General features: G+C 72.2%; 13 protein-coding genes. 1 reads left to right on the plus strand and 12 read right to left on the minus strand.

The window, feature by feature from the left end:
- Positions 1 to 81: 81 nt before the first annotated feature.
- The 7 genes from AQJ27_RS26960 to AQJ27_RS26990 form a co-directional block, all read right to left on the minus strand.
- The gene (locus AQJ27_RS26960; RefSeq protein WP_067374101.1) at positions 82 to 756 is read right to left on the minus strand and encodes a response regulator; all 675 of its coding nucleotides are present in this window, start codon (positions 754 to 756) and stop codon (positions 82 to 84) included.
- Positions 753 to 2102: a sensor histidine kinase gene (locus tag AQJ27_RS26965; RefSeq protein WP_201264349.1), complete on the minus strand. Its 1350-nt coding sequence runs from the start codon at positions 2100 to 2102 to the stop codon at positions 753 to 755. Before AQJ27_RS26965 ends, AQJ27_RS26960 begins: the two co-directional genes overlap by 4 nt.
- A gap of 186 nt (positions 2103 to 2288) precedes the next feature.
- Complete coding sequence (locus AQJ27_RS26970; RefSeq protein WP_067374104.1) at positions 2289 to 2963, minus strand: response regulator; 675 nt, start codon at positions 2961 to 2963, stop codon at positions 2289 to 2291.
- A complete protein-coding gene (locus tag AQJ27_RS26975) occupies positions 2960 to 4390 on the minus strand; it encodes a sensor histidine kinase (RefSeq protein ID WP_067374106.1) in 1431 nt (476 codons plus the stop codon). Before AQJ27_RS26975 ends, AQJ27_RS26970 begins: the two co-directional genes overlap by 4 nt.
- Positions 4391 to 4400: 10 nt before the next feature.
- A complete protein-coding gene (locus AQJ27_RS26980) occupies positions 4401 to 5615 on the minus strand; it encodes an acyltransferase family protein (RefSeq protein ID WP_067374408.1) in 1215 nt (404 codons plus the stop codon).
- A gap of 133 nt (positions 5616 to 5748) precedes the next feature.
- Positions 5749 to 6717: an alpha/beta hydrolase gene (locus tag AQJ27_RS26985; protein ID WP_067374414.1), complete on the minus strand. Its 969-nt coding sequence runs from the start codon at positions 6715 to 6717 to the stop codon at positions 5749 to 5751.
- Positions 6718 to 7089: 372 nt separating this feature from the next.
- On the minus strand, positions 7090 to 7968 hold the full coding sequence (locus AQJ27_RS26990; RefSeq protein ID WP_067374109.1) for an alpha/beta hydrolase: 879 nt from the start codon (positions 7966 to 7968) through the stop codon (positions 7090 to 7092).
- Positions 7969 to 8153: 185 nt separating this feature from the next.
- Between AQJ27_RS26990 and AQJ27_RS26995 the strand changes: the two genes are divergently transcribed.
- Positions 8154 to 8858, plus strand: coding sequence for a TetR/AcrR family transcriptional regulator (locus AQJ27_RS26995; RefSeq protein WP_079065275.1), 705 nt, complete (start codon positions 8154 to 8156; stop codon positions 8856 to 8858).
- Between the two features lie 783 nt (positions 8859 to 9641).
- Here AQJ27_RS26995 and kynU read toward each other — a convergent pair.
- From kynU to fbaA, 5 genes are all read right to left on the minus strand, one after another.
- On the minus strand, positions 9642 to 10928 hold the full coding sequence (gene kynU, locus AQJ27_RS27000; protein ID WP_079065276.1) for a kynureninase: 1287 nt from the start codon (positions 10926 to 10928) through the stop codon (positions 9642 to 9644).
- Positions 10921 to 11769, minus strand: a complete 849-nt coding sequence (locus AQJ27_RS27005) for a tryptophan 2,3-dioxygenase family protein (protein WP_067374111.1) — start codon at positions 11767 to 11769, stop codon at positions 10921 to 10923. The genes kynU and AQJ27_RS27005 overlap by 8 nt, the downstream gene beginning before the upstream one ends.
- Before the next feature lie 217 nt (positions 11770 to 11986).
- Entirely contained in the window at positions 11987 to 12400 is a 414-nt protein-coding gene (locus tag AQJ27_RS27010; protein WP_067374113.1) for a DUF3151 domain-containing protein, read from the minus strand.
- 133 nt (positions 12401 to 12533) lie between these two features.
- Positions 12534 to 14057 (minus strand): MFS transporter, encoded by a 1524-nt coding sequence (locus AQJ27_RS27015; protein ID WP_067374115.1) that lies wholly within the window; start codon positions 14055 to 14057, stop codon positions 12534 to 12536.
- Between the two features lie 123 nt (positions 14058 to 14180).
- Positions 14181 to 15203: a class II fructose-bisphosphate aldolase gene (gene fbaA, locus AQJ27_RS27020; RefSeq protein ID WP_067374118.1), complete on the minus strand. Its 1023-nt coding sequence runs from the start codon at positions 15201 to 15203 to the stop codon at positions 14181 to 14183.
- Between the last annotated feature and the right edge of the window lie 89 nt (positions 15204 to 15292).

Raw genomic sequence — 15292 nt, forward strand, 5'->3', positions numbered from 1 at the left:
GGCGGCCGGGCCACCGGCGAGGACCCCCGTACCCCGCCATCGGCCCGGCCGCCGCGCTCCCCCGGTCAGGGGCCACCCGGGTCACCTGGGTGTGATCAGCCGCGCCTCGTACGCGAACACCGCCGCCTGTGTGCGGTCCCGCAGGCCCAGCTTCACCAGGATCCGGCTCACATGGGTCTTGATCGTGGACTCGGCGACGAACAGCCGCGAGGCGATCTCCGCGTTCGACAGACCCTGGGCGATCAGGACCAGCACCTCCGTCTCCCGCTCGGTCAGCTCGCCGTAGGCCGCCTGGGCCGTGACCGAGAGCCGCGGAGCGTCCGAGAGCTTGGAGAACTCGGTGATCAGCCGCTTGGTCACGGACGGGGCGAGCAACGCCTCCCCCGCCGCCACCACCCGCACCCCGTCGGCGAGTTGACGCGCCGAGGCGTCCTTGAGCAGAAAGCCCGAGGCTCCCGCCCGCAGCGCCTGGTACACGTACTCGTCGAGGTCGAAGGTGGTCAGCACCAGCACCTTCGCGGCGCTGTCCGCGGCGACGATCTCCCGGGTCGCCTCGATGCCGTTCATCTCCGGCATGCGGATGTCCATCAGCACGACGTCCGGTCCGAGCTCACGGACCCGCTCGACCGCGTCCCGGCCGTTGACCGCCTCGCCGACCACCTCGATGTCCGGCATCGCGCCGAGCAGCACCGAGAAGCCCTCGCGGACCATCACCTGGTCGTCGGCTATCAGGACGCGGATGGTGCCGTTCGTCATCCGGACTCCTCCGCCGCCCGCAGCGGCACCGGCAGGAAGACCGTCACCTCGTAGCCCCCGTCGTCCGTCTCGCCCGTCGTCATCTCGCCGTCCAGCATCGTGACCCGCTCGCGCATCCCGGTGATGCCGTGCCCCGCGCCGTGGGTGGACTTCACCAGGGTCGTGGTCTGCGCGGGGCCGTTGACTATGCGCAGGCCGAGCCCGCCGAGAACGTAGCCGATCTCGACGCGGGCCGTCGCGCCCGGCGCGTGCCGCAAGGTGTTGCTCAGCGCCTCCTGGACGATGCGGTACGCCGACAGCTCCACGCCCTGCGGGAGTTCGCGCACCGCGCCCGTGACCGTCTTCTCCACACTCAGACCCGCCTCCCGCACATTGGCGAGGAGCGCACCGAGGTCGGCGAGGGTGGGCTGCGGGGCGTCCGGAGCCTCGTAGTCCGCGGCCCGTACGACACCGAGGACGCGGCGCAGCTCGGTGAGCGCCGCCACCGCGTTCTCGCGGATCGTGACGAAGGCCTGCTCCAGCTCGGGCGGTGGGTTCTCCACCCGGTAGGGCGCGGCCTCCGCCTGGATGGCGACCACCGACATGTGGTGGGCGACCACGTCGTGCAGCTCGCGGGCGATCGTGGTGCGCTCCTCCAGGAGAGTGCGCCTGGAGCGCTCCTGCGCCGTCTCCGACTGGTGGGCGGTCACCTCCTGCTCGGCCGCGCGGCGTACGTGCAGGACGGTGACGGCCAGGAGGGCGAGGGCGGAGAGGAACAGCAGCGGAGCCGCGTTGCCCTCCATCTGCCCGGCGCCGAAGAGGGACTCGGACATGAATCCGTACCACGCGGTCAGCGCCCACATCCAGGCGGCGGTGCGCGGCCGCGTCCGCAGCGCCACGACCGTCAGCACCACCAGGTGGGTGATGAAGGCGCCCGCCGGCCAGGGCCATTCGCCCCAGCTGCCGCTGAACACGGCCGCGAACGGTGTCGCCGCCATGGAGAACCAGAAGGCTCCGACCGGCCGGACGAGCGTCAGCAGGACCGGGAGCAGCGCAAGGAGGCTGGGCACCAGACTCCCGATGCCGGGGCCGCCTTCGTTCGCGGTGCTCGCGACGGCCATCGCGAGCAGTCCGCACGCTGTGATCACGGCGTGCGGAGTCCAGGCCGCGTACTCCCTGACGCGCTCGGGAAGGCGTCGGGCGAGCGGACCGTCCACCCGCATACGCGGCAGCGGGCGGTAGGCGAAGGCGTCGTGGAACAGGTCCTGCCGCAGCCCGCGCAGGGCGTCCGCGGCCAGCCGGAACTCCGGGCTGCGGGGCTTGGCCCCGCCCGGCGGCTTCATCTGCGTCTGGGTCGTCTCGGTCACGTTCAAAACGGTAGGCCGCCTGCCGGGTCGCGGTCGTCACCAGTGAGAAGGGTCCTGCGGGATCCGTCTCAGGTACTACGGGTATCCCCCGGGTGTCCCCCTGGACGGATCCGGGGGGACACCCGGGGGATGGGGTGGGCGCGGAAGTCCGTGGGCTGGGCAGCCGTGGACTCAACAGCCGCGGGCTCAGTAGCCGGACGGGCGCACGAGGCCCGACTCGTAGGCGAAGACCGCGGCCTGGGTGCGGTCGCGCAGGCCCAGCTTCACCAGGATGCGGCCCACATGGGTCTTCACGGTCTGCTCGGCGACGACCAGGCGCTCGGCGATCTCCGCGTTCGACAGGCCCTGCGCGATGAGGGACAGCACCTCCGTCTCCCGCTCGGTCAGCTCGCCCACGCGCTGCTTGAGCGGGGCGCGGGGTGTGGAGTCCAGGCGGGAGAACTCGGCGATGAGACGGCGGGTGATCCCGGGGGCGAGCAACGCGTCGCCGGCCGCCACCACCCGTACCGCCTCGGCCAGCTGGTCGGCGGACGCGTCCTTGAGCAGGAACCCGGAGGCGCCGGCCCGCAGCGCCTCGTACACGTACTCGTCGAGGTCGAAGGTGGTGAGCACCAGCACCTTGATGTGCGGGGTCTCGCCGGTGATGCGTCTGGTCGCGTCGATGCCGCCGAGCTCGGGCATACGGATGTCCATCAGTACGACGTCCGGGGCGAGTTCGGCGACCTTGGCGATCGCGTCCAGGCCGTCGACCGCCTGGCCGACCACCTCGATGTCGGGCTGGGTGTTGAGCAGCACGGTGAAACCCTGGCGGACCATCTGCTGGTCATCGGCGATCAGTACGCGGATGGTGCTGCTCGTCATCGGCTCTCGTCTCCTGTGCGGCCTGGGCAATCGACGTCGGTGGATGGGGAGGTGGAAGGGGGAGGGGACGGGTATGGGGAAAGGTCGGTGGAGGGGGCGTCGCCCGTGACCGCGCCGTCGCGGGGCAGGAAGGCCGCGACCACGAATCCGCCGTGTGCGGTCTCGGAGGTCACGAGGGTGCCGCCCAGCATCGCGGCGCGCTCCCGCATACCGAGCAGCCCGTGCCCCGCGCCCGGGGACGGCGGGGCGGGACGCTCGGGTCTGGAATTGATCACCCGCACCTGAAGCCCGCGCGGGAAGTGCCACAGCTCGACGCGGACCGCCGAACCGGACGCGTGCCGCAGGGCGTTGCTCAGTGCCTCCTGGATGATCCGGTACGCCGAAAGCTCCACGCCGGGCGGCAGCGGGAGCTGCTCGCCGGTGACCTCCGTGGTGACCTGGAGACCGGCGGCGCGGGTGTTCTCGACGAGGGCGTCGAGGCGGTCGAGCGTGGGCTGCGGGGAGTTGGGGGCGGCACCGGTGCCGGCACCGAGGCCGTACGGGTCCTCGGGGTTCTCGGAGCGCAGCACGCCGAGGACGCGGCGCAGCTCGGTGAGCGCCTCCAGGGCGTTCTGCCGGATGCCCTCGAGGTTCTCCTTCAGTTCGTCGGAGGGGTTCTCGACCAGGTGCGGGGCGACCTGGGCCTGGATGGAGATCACCGACATGTGGTGGGCGACCACGTCGTGCAGCTCGCGCGCGATCCGGCTGCGTTCCTCGAGGAGGGTGCGGCGGGCGCGCTCCTCCTCGGTCTGCGAGGCCTGTTCGACGAGCTGGGTGCGGGCTTCGCGGCGGCCGCGCAGGGCGATGCCGAGGAGGACCGCCGCGGCGAAGACGACGACCGCCAGGAACCCCGTCGAGTGGTACAGCTGTCCGCCGACCAGGCCCTGCATGACGTACGTCAGCAGGGCGGTCACGGACAGCGCGCCGATGGCCACCCGTGCGGGCAGCCGCAGCGCCAGCAGGAAGAGCACGAAGGCCTGCGCGACCAGCGCGGGCGAACTCCACGGCCAGTCGGGGCGCGACGCAGGAACGTCCGCCATCATGTGCGACCTGGCCCCGGCGGCGGCCAGGAGCGTGGCGCCCAGCGACAGCCACCACGCCGGCACGGGCCGCCGCAGGGCGAGGACGAGCGCCACGCCCTGTGCGGCCCCGGTCACCTCACCCAGCGGGAAACCGAGTCGATAGGTGTCGTTGAACTCGGCCACGCCCGCGAGTGCGAGCCCGAGCGCGATCAGGCACAGCACCACGTGCGGCAGCCGGCGCAGCAGGCGGGGCCTGGACAGCGGAGGCAGCGGGGCCGCCGACGGTGACGCGAGGGCGGTGAGGACCTCGCGCAGGAGGGTGCGGATCGGCTCGCTGTCCGGGGGCCTCGGCTCGGCGCTGGTCACGTGATCAACCCTAGGCACGGCGGGCCGTTCGCGACCCCGCCGGACCACCACGACGGTGGACGCGGACGACCCGGGAGGGACGGCCGGACCGGCGGCGCGGACCCTGCTCGTAGGAGCGAAAGGCGACCCAGCAGACGCTGAGCGCGAAGGCGAAGACCGGAAGCCAGGCGAGGCGGGCAGCCACCCAGCCCAGACCGTCGGGAACCATGTGCAGACCGGGCAGCCTTCCCACCAGCAGGCCCACGGCGGTGACCACCATCATGGACGTCTGGTGCCAGAGGAATATCGTCATCGCCGACAGATTGACCAGGGCCACCGCAGCCCATGCCAGGGGCCGCCGCAACCACCGGCGCAACGGCTCGCGCAGCAGAAGAGCGAGGCCGCACTGGGCCACGCCGAAGGTGACCGCGGCCAGCGTCGGCGGGTTCAGGTTCGAGACCGCCGCACCCGGGACGCCGACCATCGACGCCGGGTAGCCGGCCCACGTCACCAGCGCCGCGGTCGCCGCCGCGCCGCACAGGAGCAGCACCCAGCCCGCGCGCCGCCGGTCCAACTCGCCGCGCGTCCAGGCCGCGCCCAGCGTGTACGGGACCATCCAGCCCGCCGCCACGTTCACCCAGCCGAGCCAGGACGGGCCGCCCAGTCCGAAGCGCATCAGGTCCACGTGGAGAACGACGGCCAGCGGCCACAGCGGGTTGAGCCGGGTGAGCAGGGGCGTCGCGGCCGTCAGTCCCGCGAAGACCAGGAGGAACCACAGTGGGGACAGGGCGAGTTTGACGAGGGTGTGGACCGTGCCGACTCCCGTGCCCGACGCGAGCAGGCCGACGGTGGCCACCGTCCACAGGGTCACTACCGCGGCCACGGGTTTGAAGAGGCGCGTGAGGCGGGCGCGCAGCCACTGTCCGTACGTCGTGCCGCGCGCCCGCGCCGACGCGTAGCTCTTCGTCGCCACATGGCCGCCGACCAGGAAGAACACCGCGAGCGTCTGGAAGACCCAGGAGATGGGGGCCAGCCACGGCATGTGCTGCAACGGGCTCGCCGTGTGCAGCGCGCCGCCGTCCGCGACCAGGGCCGTCACCAGCCAGTGGCCCAGGACCACGCCGAGGATCGCGAAGGCGCGCAGGGCGTCGACCGCGCGGTCCCGCTCCGCGGGGGTGACGGCGTCGATACGGCGGGCGCCGTCTCCTATGGCGTGGGTGGCGGTGCGCAGGGCGGCCGTGCGCAGGGCGGCCGTGCGCGTGGGGGTGGAGGGGGGTATGGGGGTGGAGGGGGGTGTGCGTCGCTTCGGTGCGGTCGATGCGGTCGGTGGGGTCTGTGGAGTCGTTCGGCGGGTGGCTGCCTCTTCATGAATCGTCGACTCACGCACGGGTTACCTCCGAGGTGTCTCCGAGGACGATCCGGGCGAGGTTGTCCAAGGACACGGAGCCCGGTTTGAAGTAGTCGCTGTGGCCGCCGGTGCCCGCCGCGAAGACGTGGGCGCCGAAGGCCGGGGACACAGGGTCGGCGCCGAAGCCGACGGTGGTGCCGAAGAGATCGGCGTGCACGTGCGGCACGTTCACGATCCAGTCGTCGGCGCCTCGGGCCGCCCAGATCCGGGCGGAGGTGCGCAGTGCCGACACGGAGTCCGCGCCGGTGCCCGGGCTGCCGATGAGGGCGATGTCGTCCACGTCCAGCCCGCGTGCCGCGCGGCCGCAGACGACCGTGCCGTACGAATGGCACAGCAGGGAGACGTGCGCCTTCTCGCCGACGACGCCCCGCAGTTCGCGTATGAACCCCTTCAGCGGCGGGGCCGCGTCCTCGGCGCGGCCGGTCGTCAGGACCGTGGTGCTGACCGTGCCCGGTGTCTCGTAGCCGAGCCAGGCGATGACCGCCGTATGCGGACGTGAGGTGGATCCGTGGGTTCCGTGGCGATGGTCGAGGCTGTTGAGGCGGTCTTGGAGGGCTGCCGCTCCCGCTCGGAAGCGGCCGTAGGTCTCCAAGGTCGTGTCGGAACCCGGGACCAGGACCGCGACGCGGTCGGCGTGGGCGAGGTCGCCGAGGACCTCGACGGCCAGGCCCTGGCCGCGGCCGTCGAAGGAGAGGAAGCGGCGGGAGGGGGCGGCCATGGCGCGGTCCACGGCGGCGCGGGTGCGGTCGCCGTGGGCGGCGGCCATGCGGGACGCCTCCGCGGCGTTCGCCCGGTTCGCCATGTACGCCTTGTCCAGCGTCGCCGTCGTCGGCGGGGCGAGGGCGGCGGGGGTCGGGGCGGGGATCCGGGGGCGGGCCGCGGCGGAGACGGGGACGACCACGGCGGCCGTGACCAGGGCGGCGAGCAGGGTGCGGCTCAGGCGTCGGAGGAATCGAGCGCGGGGGGTGGGGGGTGAGGGCTCTCCCGGTTGAGCCGAGTGGACCGACGGGGCCGAGTGGACCGACGCGGCCGAGTGGACCGACGGGGCCGACGGGGCCGACTCGGGTGGTTCGGGTGGCTGAGGTGGGCTGGGCCGCTCACGAGCCGGATCAGGTGGTGTCGTTCGGGTGGCTTTCGCCCTTCCCGCCGCGGTCGGCTTCCCCCGGAGCTCCATGGCGTCCTTCCCATCCGGTCCGCCCGCTCATCGGGCGCCTCTGGATGGGAAGTTACGGATCGTGACGTGTCGTTCGCGTCCCGCCAGGGAGCTCATCTTGGAGGTAGCTCTCAGGTACTACGGGTATGACCGGGGGCGCTACCAAGCCAGTTGGGCGATCTCCTCGGCCACCACCGCGCACGCGTCCGCCGCCGGGTCGATCAGCGGGAAGTGGCCCACGTCCTCCAGGAGCGTCAGGCCGACCACCTCGCCCGCCCTCGCCGCCGCCTCCGCGTACGACTCGGCGACCGCCTCCGGGACGATGACGTCGGTGCGGCCCTGCACGAGGGTCGTGGCGATGCCGGTGGGGAGCAGGAACGCCGGGTCGGCGTACGGCTGCCGCTCCGCGAACCTCGCCTCGCCGCCGAGGAGTTGGCGGGAGGCTCCGGAGCAGACGTTCAGTTTCTCGGCGACCGTGAAGTCCGCGATCGGAGCGAGGGCCACGACACCGCGCAGCGGGGCGGGGCGGTCGGTACGCCAAGGAGAGTCGGCGGGCAGGACGTGGCGCGCGGCGGCCCACAGGGCGAGGTGGCCGCCGGCCGAGTGACCGGTGATCACCGTGCGGCGGAGGTCCACCCTCGGCAGGTGCTCGCGGGCGAGCGCCGGCAGTGCGTCGAGCGCGGCCGCGATGTCGTCGAAGGTGTCCGGCCAGCGGCCCGCGACCGGGCCCTCGCCGCCCTGCGCGGGGATCGTGGCGCCCCGGCGGTACTCCACGTTGGCCACGGCGAAGCCCCGGCGGGCCAGGAAGTCCGCGAACGGGGTGATGTGGCGACGGTCGTACGGGGCGCGCCAGGCGCCGCCGTGCAGGACGATCACCAGCGGGGCGGGGACCTCGGGGTCGGGTTCGCGCGGGGTGTAGAAGTCGATCACCTGGTCGGGATGGTCGCCGTACGTGGCGGTGACGTCGGGGTCGACCGGCGGGTGGGAGAAGGCCGAGGCCTCCTCGGCGGCGTCCCGTGCTGCGGCGTCGTCCGGCATGCTCCAACCTCTCAGCGGTGAAACGGATTTGGCGGACCAGGAGTGAATTCGGCCGTTGGCGGGGACGGTATCAGGCCCGTGACGTGCGTCTACACCCGGATGTCACGCTAGGTGAGGGGTAAACGGATCTGGTGTTTCGTTACGCTGGGTGGGGTTACTTGAACGGCATTGCTAAGGAGTCCGTCATGTCCGCCGAGTCCGGCACCGTGAGTCGTGGCGAGCCTGGCACCGTGGGTTCTGGTGAACCCGGCACCGTGGGTTCTGGTGAACCCGGCACCGTAGTTTCTGGTGTACCCGGCACCGTACGTCCTGGTGGGCGTACCGCCCGGGTTCGTGCGGCCGTGTTGCGTGCCGCGGGGGATGTACTCGCCGAGGAGGGGTTCGCGCATCTCGATCTCGCCGATGTGGCGCGGCGGGCGGAGGTCGGGAAGACGACGGTGTACCGGCGGTGGGGGTCGGTGACGGGGCTCGTCGCCGATCTGCTGAGTGACATGGCGGAGCAGTCGTCGCCGCGTGCGGAGACCGGGTCCGTACTCGGTGATCTGCGGGCCAACGCCGCGTTGGTGCGGGGGACGCTGGCCGATCCTCGGCAGGGGGCGTTGTTTCGGGCCGTGATCGCCGCGGCGACGTGCGATGTGCGTACGGCGGAGGCGTTGCGGCGGTTCTATGACGTGCGGGTGAGTGAGTGGGTGCCGTGTGTCGAGGAGGGGGTGGCTCGGGGGGAGTTGCCCGTGGGGACCGATGCGGCGATGGTCGTACGGGCGGTGTCGGCGCCGCTGTATTACTCGTTGCTGACTGTTGGGGTGGTGCCGGACGAGGGGGCTGCCGAGCGGGCGGCGGAGGGGGCGTTTGCTGCGGCGGTGGCGGGGGTGTACGTCGTTGGGGAGTGAACCGGGGTGGGGGTCGGCCGGGGGTTGATCGCCCCCGCCGCCCCTACCCTCCCCCAAGCTCTCGGCTTCGCTCGAGCAGGGGGGACCCCCATCATCCCCAGGGGCTCCGCCCCTTCAACCCCGCCAGGGGCTTCGCCCCCGAACCCGCAGGGCTCCGCCCCTGCACCCCGCCAGGGGCTTCGCCCCCGAACCCCCGCGGGGCTCCGCCCCTGCACCCCACCGGGGGCTTCGCCCCCTGCACCCCACCGGGGGCTTCGCCCCCTGCACCCCACCGGGGGCTTCGCCCCCTGCACCCCACCGGGGGCTTCGCCCCCTGGACCCCCGCAGGGCTGCCGTCCCGGACCCCCGCAGAACTGCGCACCCGAACTCCCACCGGGGGCTGCCACCTCCTGGACCCCGCAGAGCTCCGCCCAAGAGCGGCCTCGTCCTCAAGCGTCGGACGGGCTGGGGGTGCGGGTCGGGGTGGGTGGGGTGTGGCCTCCGGCCTCGCCCCTCGAACACCGGACAGCCCGAGGGTTTTAGGGGCGCGGGGAACTGCGCGATCGGCCCCCACCGGCCCGCACCCCAACGACTGCGACCGGCCGGGCATCCGAGGCGCAGCCCCGGACCCAAGGGCGCGGAGAACTTCGCCGTCCGCCCCCACCGGCCCGCACCCCAACGACTGCGACCGGCCGGGCATCCGAGGCGCAGCCCCGGGCCCAAGGGCGCGGGGAACTTCGCGGTCCGCCCCCGCCCAGCCGCGGGCGAGCACGGCACCGGGCTGCGCCGTCCCTTAATCCACCGTCAGCTCAGCGTTTCCCCCAGCAGTCGTGCCGCCCGTTCCACGTCCCCGAAGCCCACGTACAGGGGGGTGAAGCCGAAGCGGAGGACGTCGGGGTGGCGGAAGTCGCCGACGACGCCCCGTTCGATCAGGCGCTTCATCACCTCACCCGCGTCCGCGCAGCGCAGGGCGACCTGGCTGCCGCGTTCGGCGTGGTGGGAGGGGGTCAGGGACTCGACGCGACCCCGGGGGACGTACGCGTCGACGCATTCCAGGAAGAAGTCGGTCAGGGCGAGGGACTTGGAGCGGACGGAGTCGATCGAAACGCCCTCCCACACCTCCAGCGCGGCCTCCAGGGCCAGCATGGAGAGGATGTCCGGGGTGCCGACGCGACCCCGCAGGGCGCCCGGGGCCGGTTCGTAGGCGGGGCTCATGCCGAAGGGATCGGCGTGGGAGTTCCAGCCGGGGAGCGGGGAGTCGAAACTGGGCTGGAGGGAGGAACGGACATAGAGGTACGCGGGGGAGCCCGGGCCTCCGTTCAGGTACTTGTATGTGCAGCCGACGGCCAGGTCGACCCCGTGGGCGTCGAGGTCCACCGGCAGTGCCCCGGCGCTGTGGCACAGGTCCCAGACCGCCAGGGCGCCCGCGTCATGGATCGCGGACGTGAGGGTCGGGAGGTCGTGCAGACGGCCGGTGCGGTAGTCGACGTGGTTCAGGAGGACCGCCGCTGTGCGGGGGCCCAGTGCGGAGGGGACTTCCGCCGGGTCCACGGGGCGCAGTTCGCAGCCTGTCAGGCGGGCCGCGGACGCCGCGATGTAGCCGTCCGTCGGGAACGTCGTCGCGTCGACGATGATCTCGTCACGCCCGTCGGAGGACAGGGCGGCCAGGCGGACCGCTCCCACCAGGGCCTTGAAGACGTTCACGCTCGTGGAGTCGCCCACCACGATCTGGCCGGGGGCCGCTCCGACCAGCGGCGCGATGCGGTCGCCGATCCGTTCCGGCGCCGTCCACCAGCCGCTCTCCTCCCAGGAGCGGATGCGCATTTCGCCCCACTGGCGGCGTACGACGTCGTCGACCCGGCCGGGGACCGCCGCCGGGAGCGCGCCGAGCGAGTTCCCGTCGAGGTACACCACGTCGTCCAGGACGAACTGCGCGCGCAGCTTGGCGAGTTCGTCGCAGGCATCCAGCTCGGCGGCCCTGACACCCAGTTCGGACCGCTCAGAGACACCCGGTTCGGGCCCTTCGGAGACACCCAGTTCGGGCCCTTCGGAGACACCCAGTTCAGACCGCAGTTCAGACCGCTCAGACATGAGACCTCGCCGTCCACAGCTCGGGGAACACGTTCTTCTGCGCCCGCTTCTCCAGCCACGCCACCCCGGCGGAGCCACCCGTGCCCGTCTTCGCGCCCATCGCGCGGCGCGTCGCGACGAGATGGTCGTTGCGCCATCGCCACACCAGTTCGGCGACGTCCGTCAACGCCTCACCGAGGCGGGCGAGTTCGTCGTGCTCGTCGCCCGCGTACAGGGCCGTCCACACCGCCTCCACCTCCGGCGAGGACTCGTAGCGCCGGGACACGTCCCGGACCAGCACGGACTTGGGGACCGCGTGGCCGCGGCGCGCGAGCAGCCTCAGGACCTCGTCGTAGAGGCTCGGTTCGTGCAGTGCCTTCTCCAGTTCCGCGTGCACGCGCGGCGCGCCCCGGTGCGGGACCAGCATGGACGCGGACTTCTCGCCGAGCAGGAACTCCATCCGGCGGTACATCGCGGACTGGAAGCCGGAGCCCTCGCCGAGGGCCGAGCGGTACGAGTTGAACTGGGCGGGGGTGAGCTGGGCGAGGGGCCTCCAGGAGGCGTTCAGCGCCTCCAGCTCCCGTACGGACCGCTTCAGCGCGGCCACCGCGACCGGCACCCGGTCCTCGCGGAGCGCGTTCGCCGCGGTCTCCCACTCATGGACGATGACCGTGAACCACAGCTCCATGACCTGGGTGGTGACCAGGAAGACCATCTCTCCGGGGTCGTCGGAGAGGGTGTGCTGGAGGTGGGTCAGAACGTCCGCCTGGACATAGTCCTCATACGGGGTCGTTCCTTGGAAGTCGAGATGCGGGGTCTCGGGCTCCTGAGCCTCGACGGGCTGAGCCTGCTGGGACGACATCGCTGTCTCCTGATGCGTACTCCGGGTAGCGGTCCGCCCCTGCCGTTTTCGACACGGGGGCCCCGGTCCCCACCGGGCATCCTCCACAATCGTCGCCCGAAACCGCAAGGTCCGCCCGGTCACATCGACCAGGCGGACCCGTACTACCTGCGCGTACACCCGGACGGCTACGCGACAGGTACACCCGGGGAGGGCTCTGTCACCCCCGGGGGAGGACTCAGCCCAGCGTCTGCGCCGCCGTCGGTGAGGAGTCCTTCAGGAACTGGCTGCAGCGCGCGTACTCCTCCTGCTCGCCGATCGTCTGCGCGGCGCGGGCGAGGGCGTGCAGGGCGCGCAGGAAGCCGCGGTTCGGCTCGTGCTCCCAGGGCACCGGGCCGTGGCCCTTCCAGCCGTTGCGGCGCAGGGAGTCCAGGCCGCGGTGGTAGCCCGTACGGGCGTAGGCGTACGACTCGACGACACTGCCCCGCTCGAACGCGTCGTCGGCCAGCTGGGCCCAGGCCAGCGAGGAGGTGGGGTACTTGGCGGCGACATCCGCGGGCGCCGTGCCGTTCGCGAGGAGCTCGCGCGGCTCCGGGTCGTCGGGGAGGTGAGTCGGGGGCGGGCCCCCGAGGAGGTTCTCGTGAATCGTCATACGTTCCAGTCTGCGGCACCCTCCGGGGGTTGCGCCGTACGGGGTACCCGGCGCCCGGGCAGCCGCCCCGGAGCCATGACGGGTGGACCCGCCGCCGCCCCGGAGCCACGACGGGTGGACCCGCCGCCCGGTCTCACTGGGACTGAGGCGGGAGCGGGCGCGGGCGCGAGGGTTCCAGCGGCGGGCTCGTCACACAGCCGTGCGTACGGCACTGAGGGCGCCGGCAGTCGGGGGCCGGGCGGCGGACGGTCGTGAAGGCCAGCACCGCCCCGACGACCAGCACCCCGGCACACAGGGGCATCGCGCGCCGGAAGGCGGCGTTGAAGGCGTCCGCCGAGCGGTACGCCTCCGGGCCCATCCCGGTCAGCAGAGGCAGCGCGGCCACCGCGATCAGTCCGGCCGCGCGGGCCGCCGCGTTGTTGATCCCGCTGGCCAGGCCCGCCCGCCCGGCGTCCACGGAGGCGAGGACGGTCGCGGTCAGGGGCGCGACCAGGGTCACCATGCCCGCGCCCATCACCACCAGCGCGGGAAGCACATCGCCTAGGTACGAGGCGTGCGGGCCCACCCGCAGCATGAGCAGCATGCCCGTCGCGCACAGCAGCGGCCCGACGGTGAGCGGGATGCGCGGGCCGATGCGCTGGGCGAGCTCGCCGGAGCGGGCGGAGAAGAGCAGCATCAGGACGGTCGTCGGCAGCAGTGCCGTACCGGCGCCCAGGGCCGAGTAGCCCGCCACGACCTGGAGCTGGAGCGCGGTCAGGAAGAAGAAGCCGCCGAAGGCCGCGTACACACACAGCGTGACCAGGTTGACGGCCGTGAACTGCCGCGACGAGAAGATGTCCGGCGGCATCATCGGGTCGGGCCGGCGCCGCTCGACGTACACGAAGGCCACGCCGGCCGCCACGCCCCCGACCGCCGACACCCAGACCAGTACGGAACCGCTGGTGGCCTCGATCAGGGCGTACGTCACCAGGGCGAGCGCCAGGGCGCCGAGGACGGCGCCGAGGACGTCGAAGCCCCGGCCGTGCGCACGGCCGTCGGACGACTCGGGGACGTGGCGCACGGCGATGGGGGCGCAGATCAGCGCCACCGGAACGTTGAGCAGGAAGACCCAGCGCCAGCCGGGGCCGTCCACCAGCCAGCCGCCCAGGAACGGGCCGACCGCCGCGCCGACGCCGCCGAAGCCCGACCACAGGCCGACGGCCCTGGCCCGGTCGTCCGGGTGGAAGGACGCCTGGATGATCGCGAGCGAACCGGGGGTGAGCAGGGCTCCGCCGATGCCCTGCAGGGCGCGGGCCGCGATCAGTACGCCCCCGGTCGGCGCGAGGCCGCACAGCAGCGAGGCGGAGGCGAACCACACCACACCGAGGACGAAGATCTTGCGCCGTCCGAAGCGGTCGCCGAGTGACCCGCCGAGCAGGATCAGGCCCGCGAGGGTCAGCATGTACGCGTTCACGGTCCACTGGAGTGCCGCGAGGCCCGTGCCCAGGTCTCGGCCGATCGTGGGCAGCGCGACGTTGACGACCGTCGAGTCCAGCATGGCCATGCTGGAGCCGAGGACGGTGGTCAGCAGGATCCACTTGCCGGTGGGACTGGAGATCCGCACGTTGGGACCCGGTCCCGCTCCCTCGCCCGATGTCTTCTGCAGAGGCGCAGCCATACTTCGGAGCATACGGAAGGGCCCGGCACCGTGGGTGGTGCCGAGCCCTTTCTCGTACGGTCCGGACCGGAGGAACCCGGTTACCGACCGGGGGAACCCGGGGGAACCTAGGAACCCGGGTGACTACTTGAGCTTGTTGCCCGCGGAGCGCAGCATCTCGCACGCCTCGGTGACACGGGCCGCCATGCCCGCCTCGGCGAGCTTGCCCCAGGTGCGCGGGTCGTAGGTCTTCTTGGAGCCGACCTCGCCGTCGACCTTCAGGACACCGTCGTAGTTCTTGAACATGTGGTCCGCGACGGGGCGCGTGAAGGCGTACTGGGTGTCGGTGTCGAGGTTCATCTTCACGACGCCGTTCTCCAGCGCGGTGGCGATCTCCTCGGCCGTGGAGCCGGAGCCGCCGTGGAAGACGAAGTCGAACGGGGACGGCTTGCCGTACTTGGCGGCGACGCCGTCGTTCAGCTCCTTCAGGAGGTCGGGGCGCAGGACGACGTTGCCCGGCTTGTAGACGCCGTGCACGTTGCCGAAGGACGCGGCCAGCAGGTAGCGGCCCTTCTCGCCCAGGCCGAGGGCCTCGGCGGTGCGCAGCGCGTCGTCGACGGTGGTGTAGAGGGAGTCGTTGATCTCGTGGCTGACGCCGTCCTCCTCACCGCCGGTCGGGGTGATCTCGACCTCGAGGATGATCTTCGCGGCGGCGGCCTTGGCGAGCAGCTCCTGGGCGATGGCCAGGTTGTCGGCGAGGGTCTCGGCGGAGCCGTCCCACATGTGCGACTGGAACAGCGGGTTCTCGCCCTTGGCGACGCGCTCGGCGGAGATGTCGAGCAGCGGACGGACGTACGTGTCCAGCTTGTCCTTGGGGCAGTGGTCCGTGTGCAGCGCGACGGTGATGTCGTACTTGGCGGCGACGATGTGCGCGAACTCGGCGAGCGCGACGGCGCCGGTCACCATGTCCTTCTTGTGCTGGCCGCCGAGGAACTCCGCACCACCGGTGGACATCTGGATGATGCCGTCGCTCTCCGCCTCCGCGAAGCCGCGCAGCGCAGCGTGCAGGGTCTGGGAGGAGGTCACGTTGATGGCCGGGTAGGCGAACTTGCCTGCCTTCGCCCGGTCGAGCATCTCGTTGTAGACCTCGGGGGTTGCGATGGGCATCTGTCCGCTCCTTGTATGTGCGGGTCTGCGTACCGCTGCTGCGGCACGACGGGACTGGTGCTTACGGCCCTGACCTAGGGGGGCGACGT

The organism is Streptomyces olivochromogenes (genome assembly GCF_001514115.1).
GTDB lineage: Bacteria > Actinomycetota > Actinomycetes > Streptomycetales > Streptomycetaceae > Streptomyces > Streptomyces olivochromogenes.

Excerpts from the sequence above, each read along its gene's own strand:
- AQJ27_RS26995 (WP_079065275.1), top strand. The coding sequence starts at position 8,154 with ATGTCCGCCGAGTCCGGCACCGTGAGTCGTGGCGAGCCTGGCACCGTG.
- AQJ27_RS26960 (WP_067374101.1), bottom strand. The coding sequence starts at position 756 with ATGACGAACGGCACCATCCGCGTCCTGATAGCCGACGACCAGGTGATG.
- AQJ27_RS27010 (WP_067374113.1), bottom strand. The coding sequence starts at position 12,400 with ATGACGATTCACGAGAACCTCCTCGGGGGCCCGCCCCCGACTCACCTC.
- fbaA (WP_067374118.1), bottom strand. The coding sequence starts at position 15,203 with ATGCCCATCGCAACCCCCGAGGTCTACAACGAGATGCTCGACCGGGCG.
- AQJ27_RS27015 (WP_067374115.1), bottom strand. The coding sequence starts at position 14,057 with ATGGCTGCGCCTCTGCAGAAGACATCGGGCGAGGGAGCGGGACCGGGT.
- AQJ27_RS26970 (WP_067374104.1), bottom strand. The coding sequence starts at position 2,963 with ATGACGAGCAGCACCATCCGCGTACTGATCGCCGATGACCAGCAGATG.
- AQJ27_RS26990 (WP_067374109.1), bottom strand. The coding sequence starts at position 7,968 with ATGCCGGACGACGCCGCAGCACGGGACGCCGCCGAGGAGGCCTCGGCC.
- AQJ27_RS27005 (WP_067374111.1), bottom strand. The coding sequence starts at position 11,769 with ATGTCGTCCCAGCAGGCTCAGCCCGTCGAGGCTCAGGAGCCCGAGACC.
- kynU (WP_079065276.1), bottom strand. The coding sequence starts at position 10,928 with ATGTCTGAGCGGTCTGAACTGCGGTCTGAACTGGGTGTCTCCGAAGGG.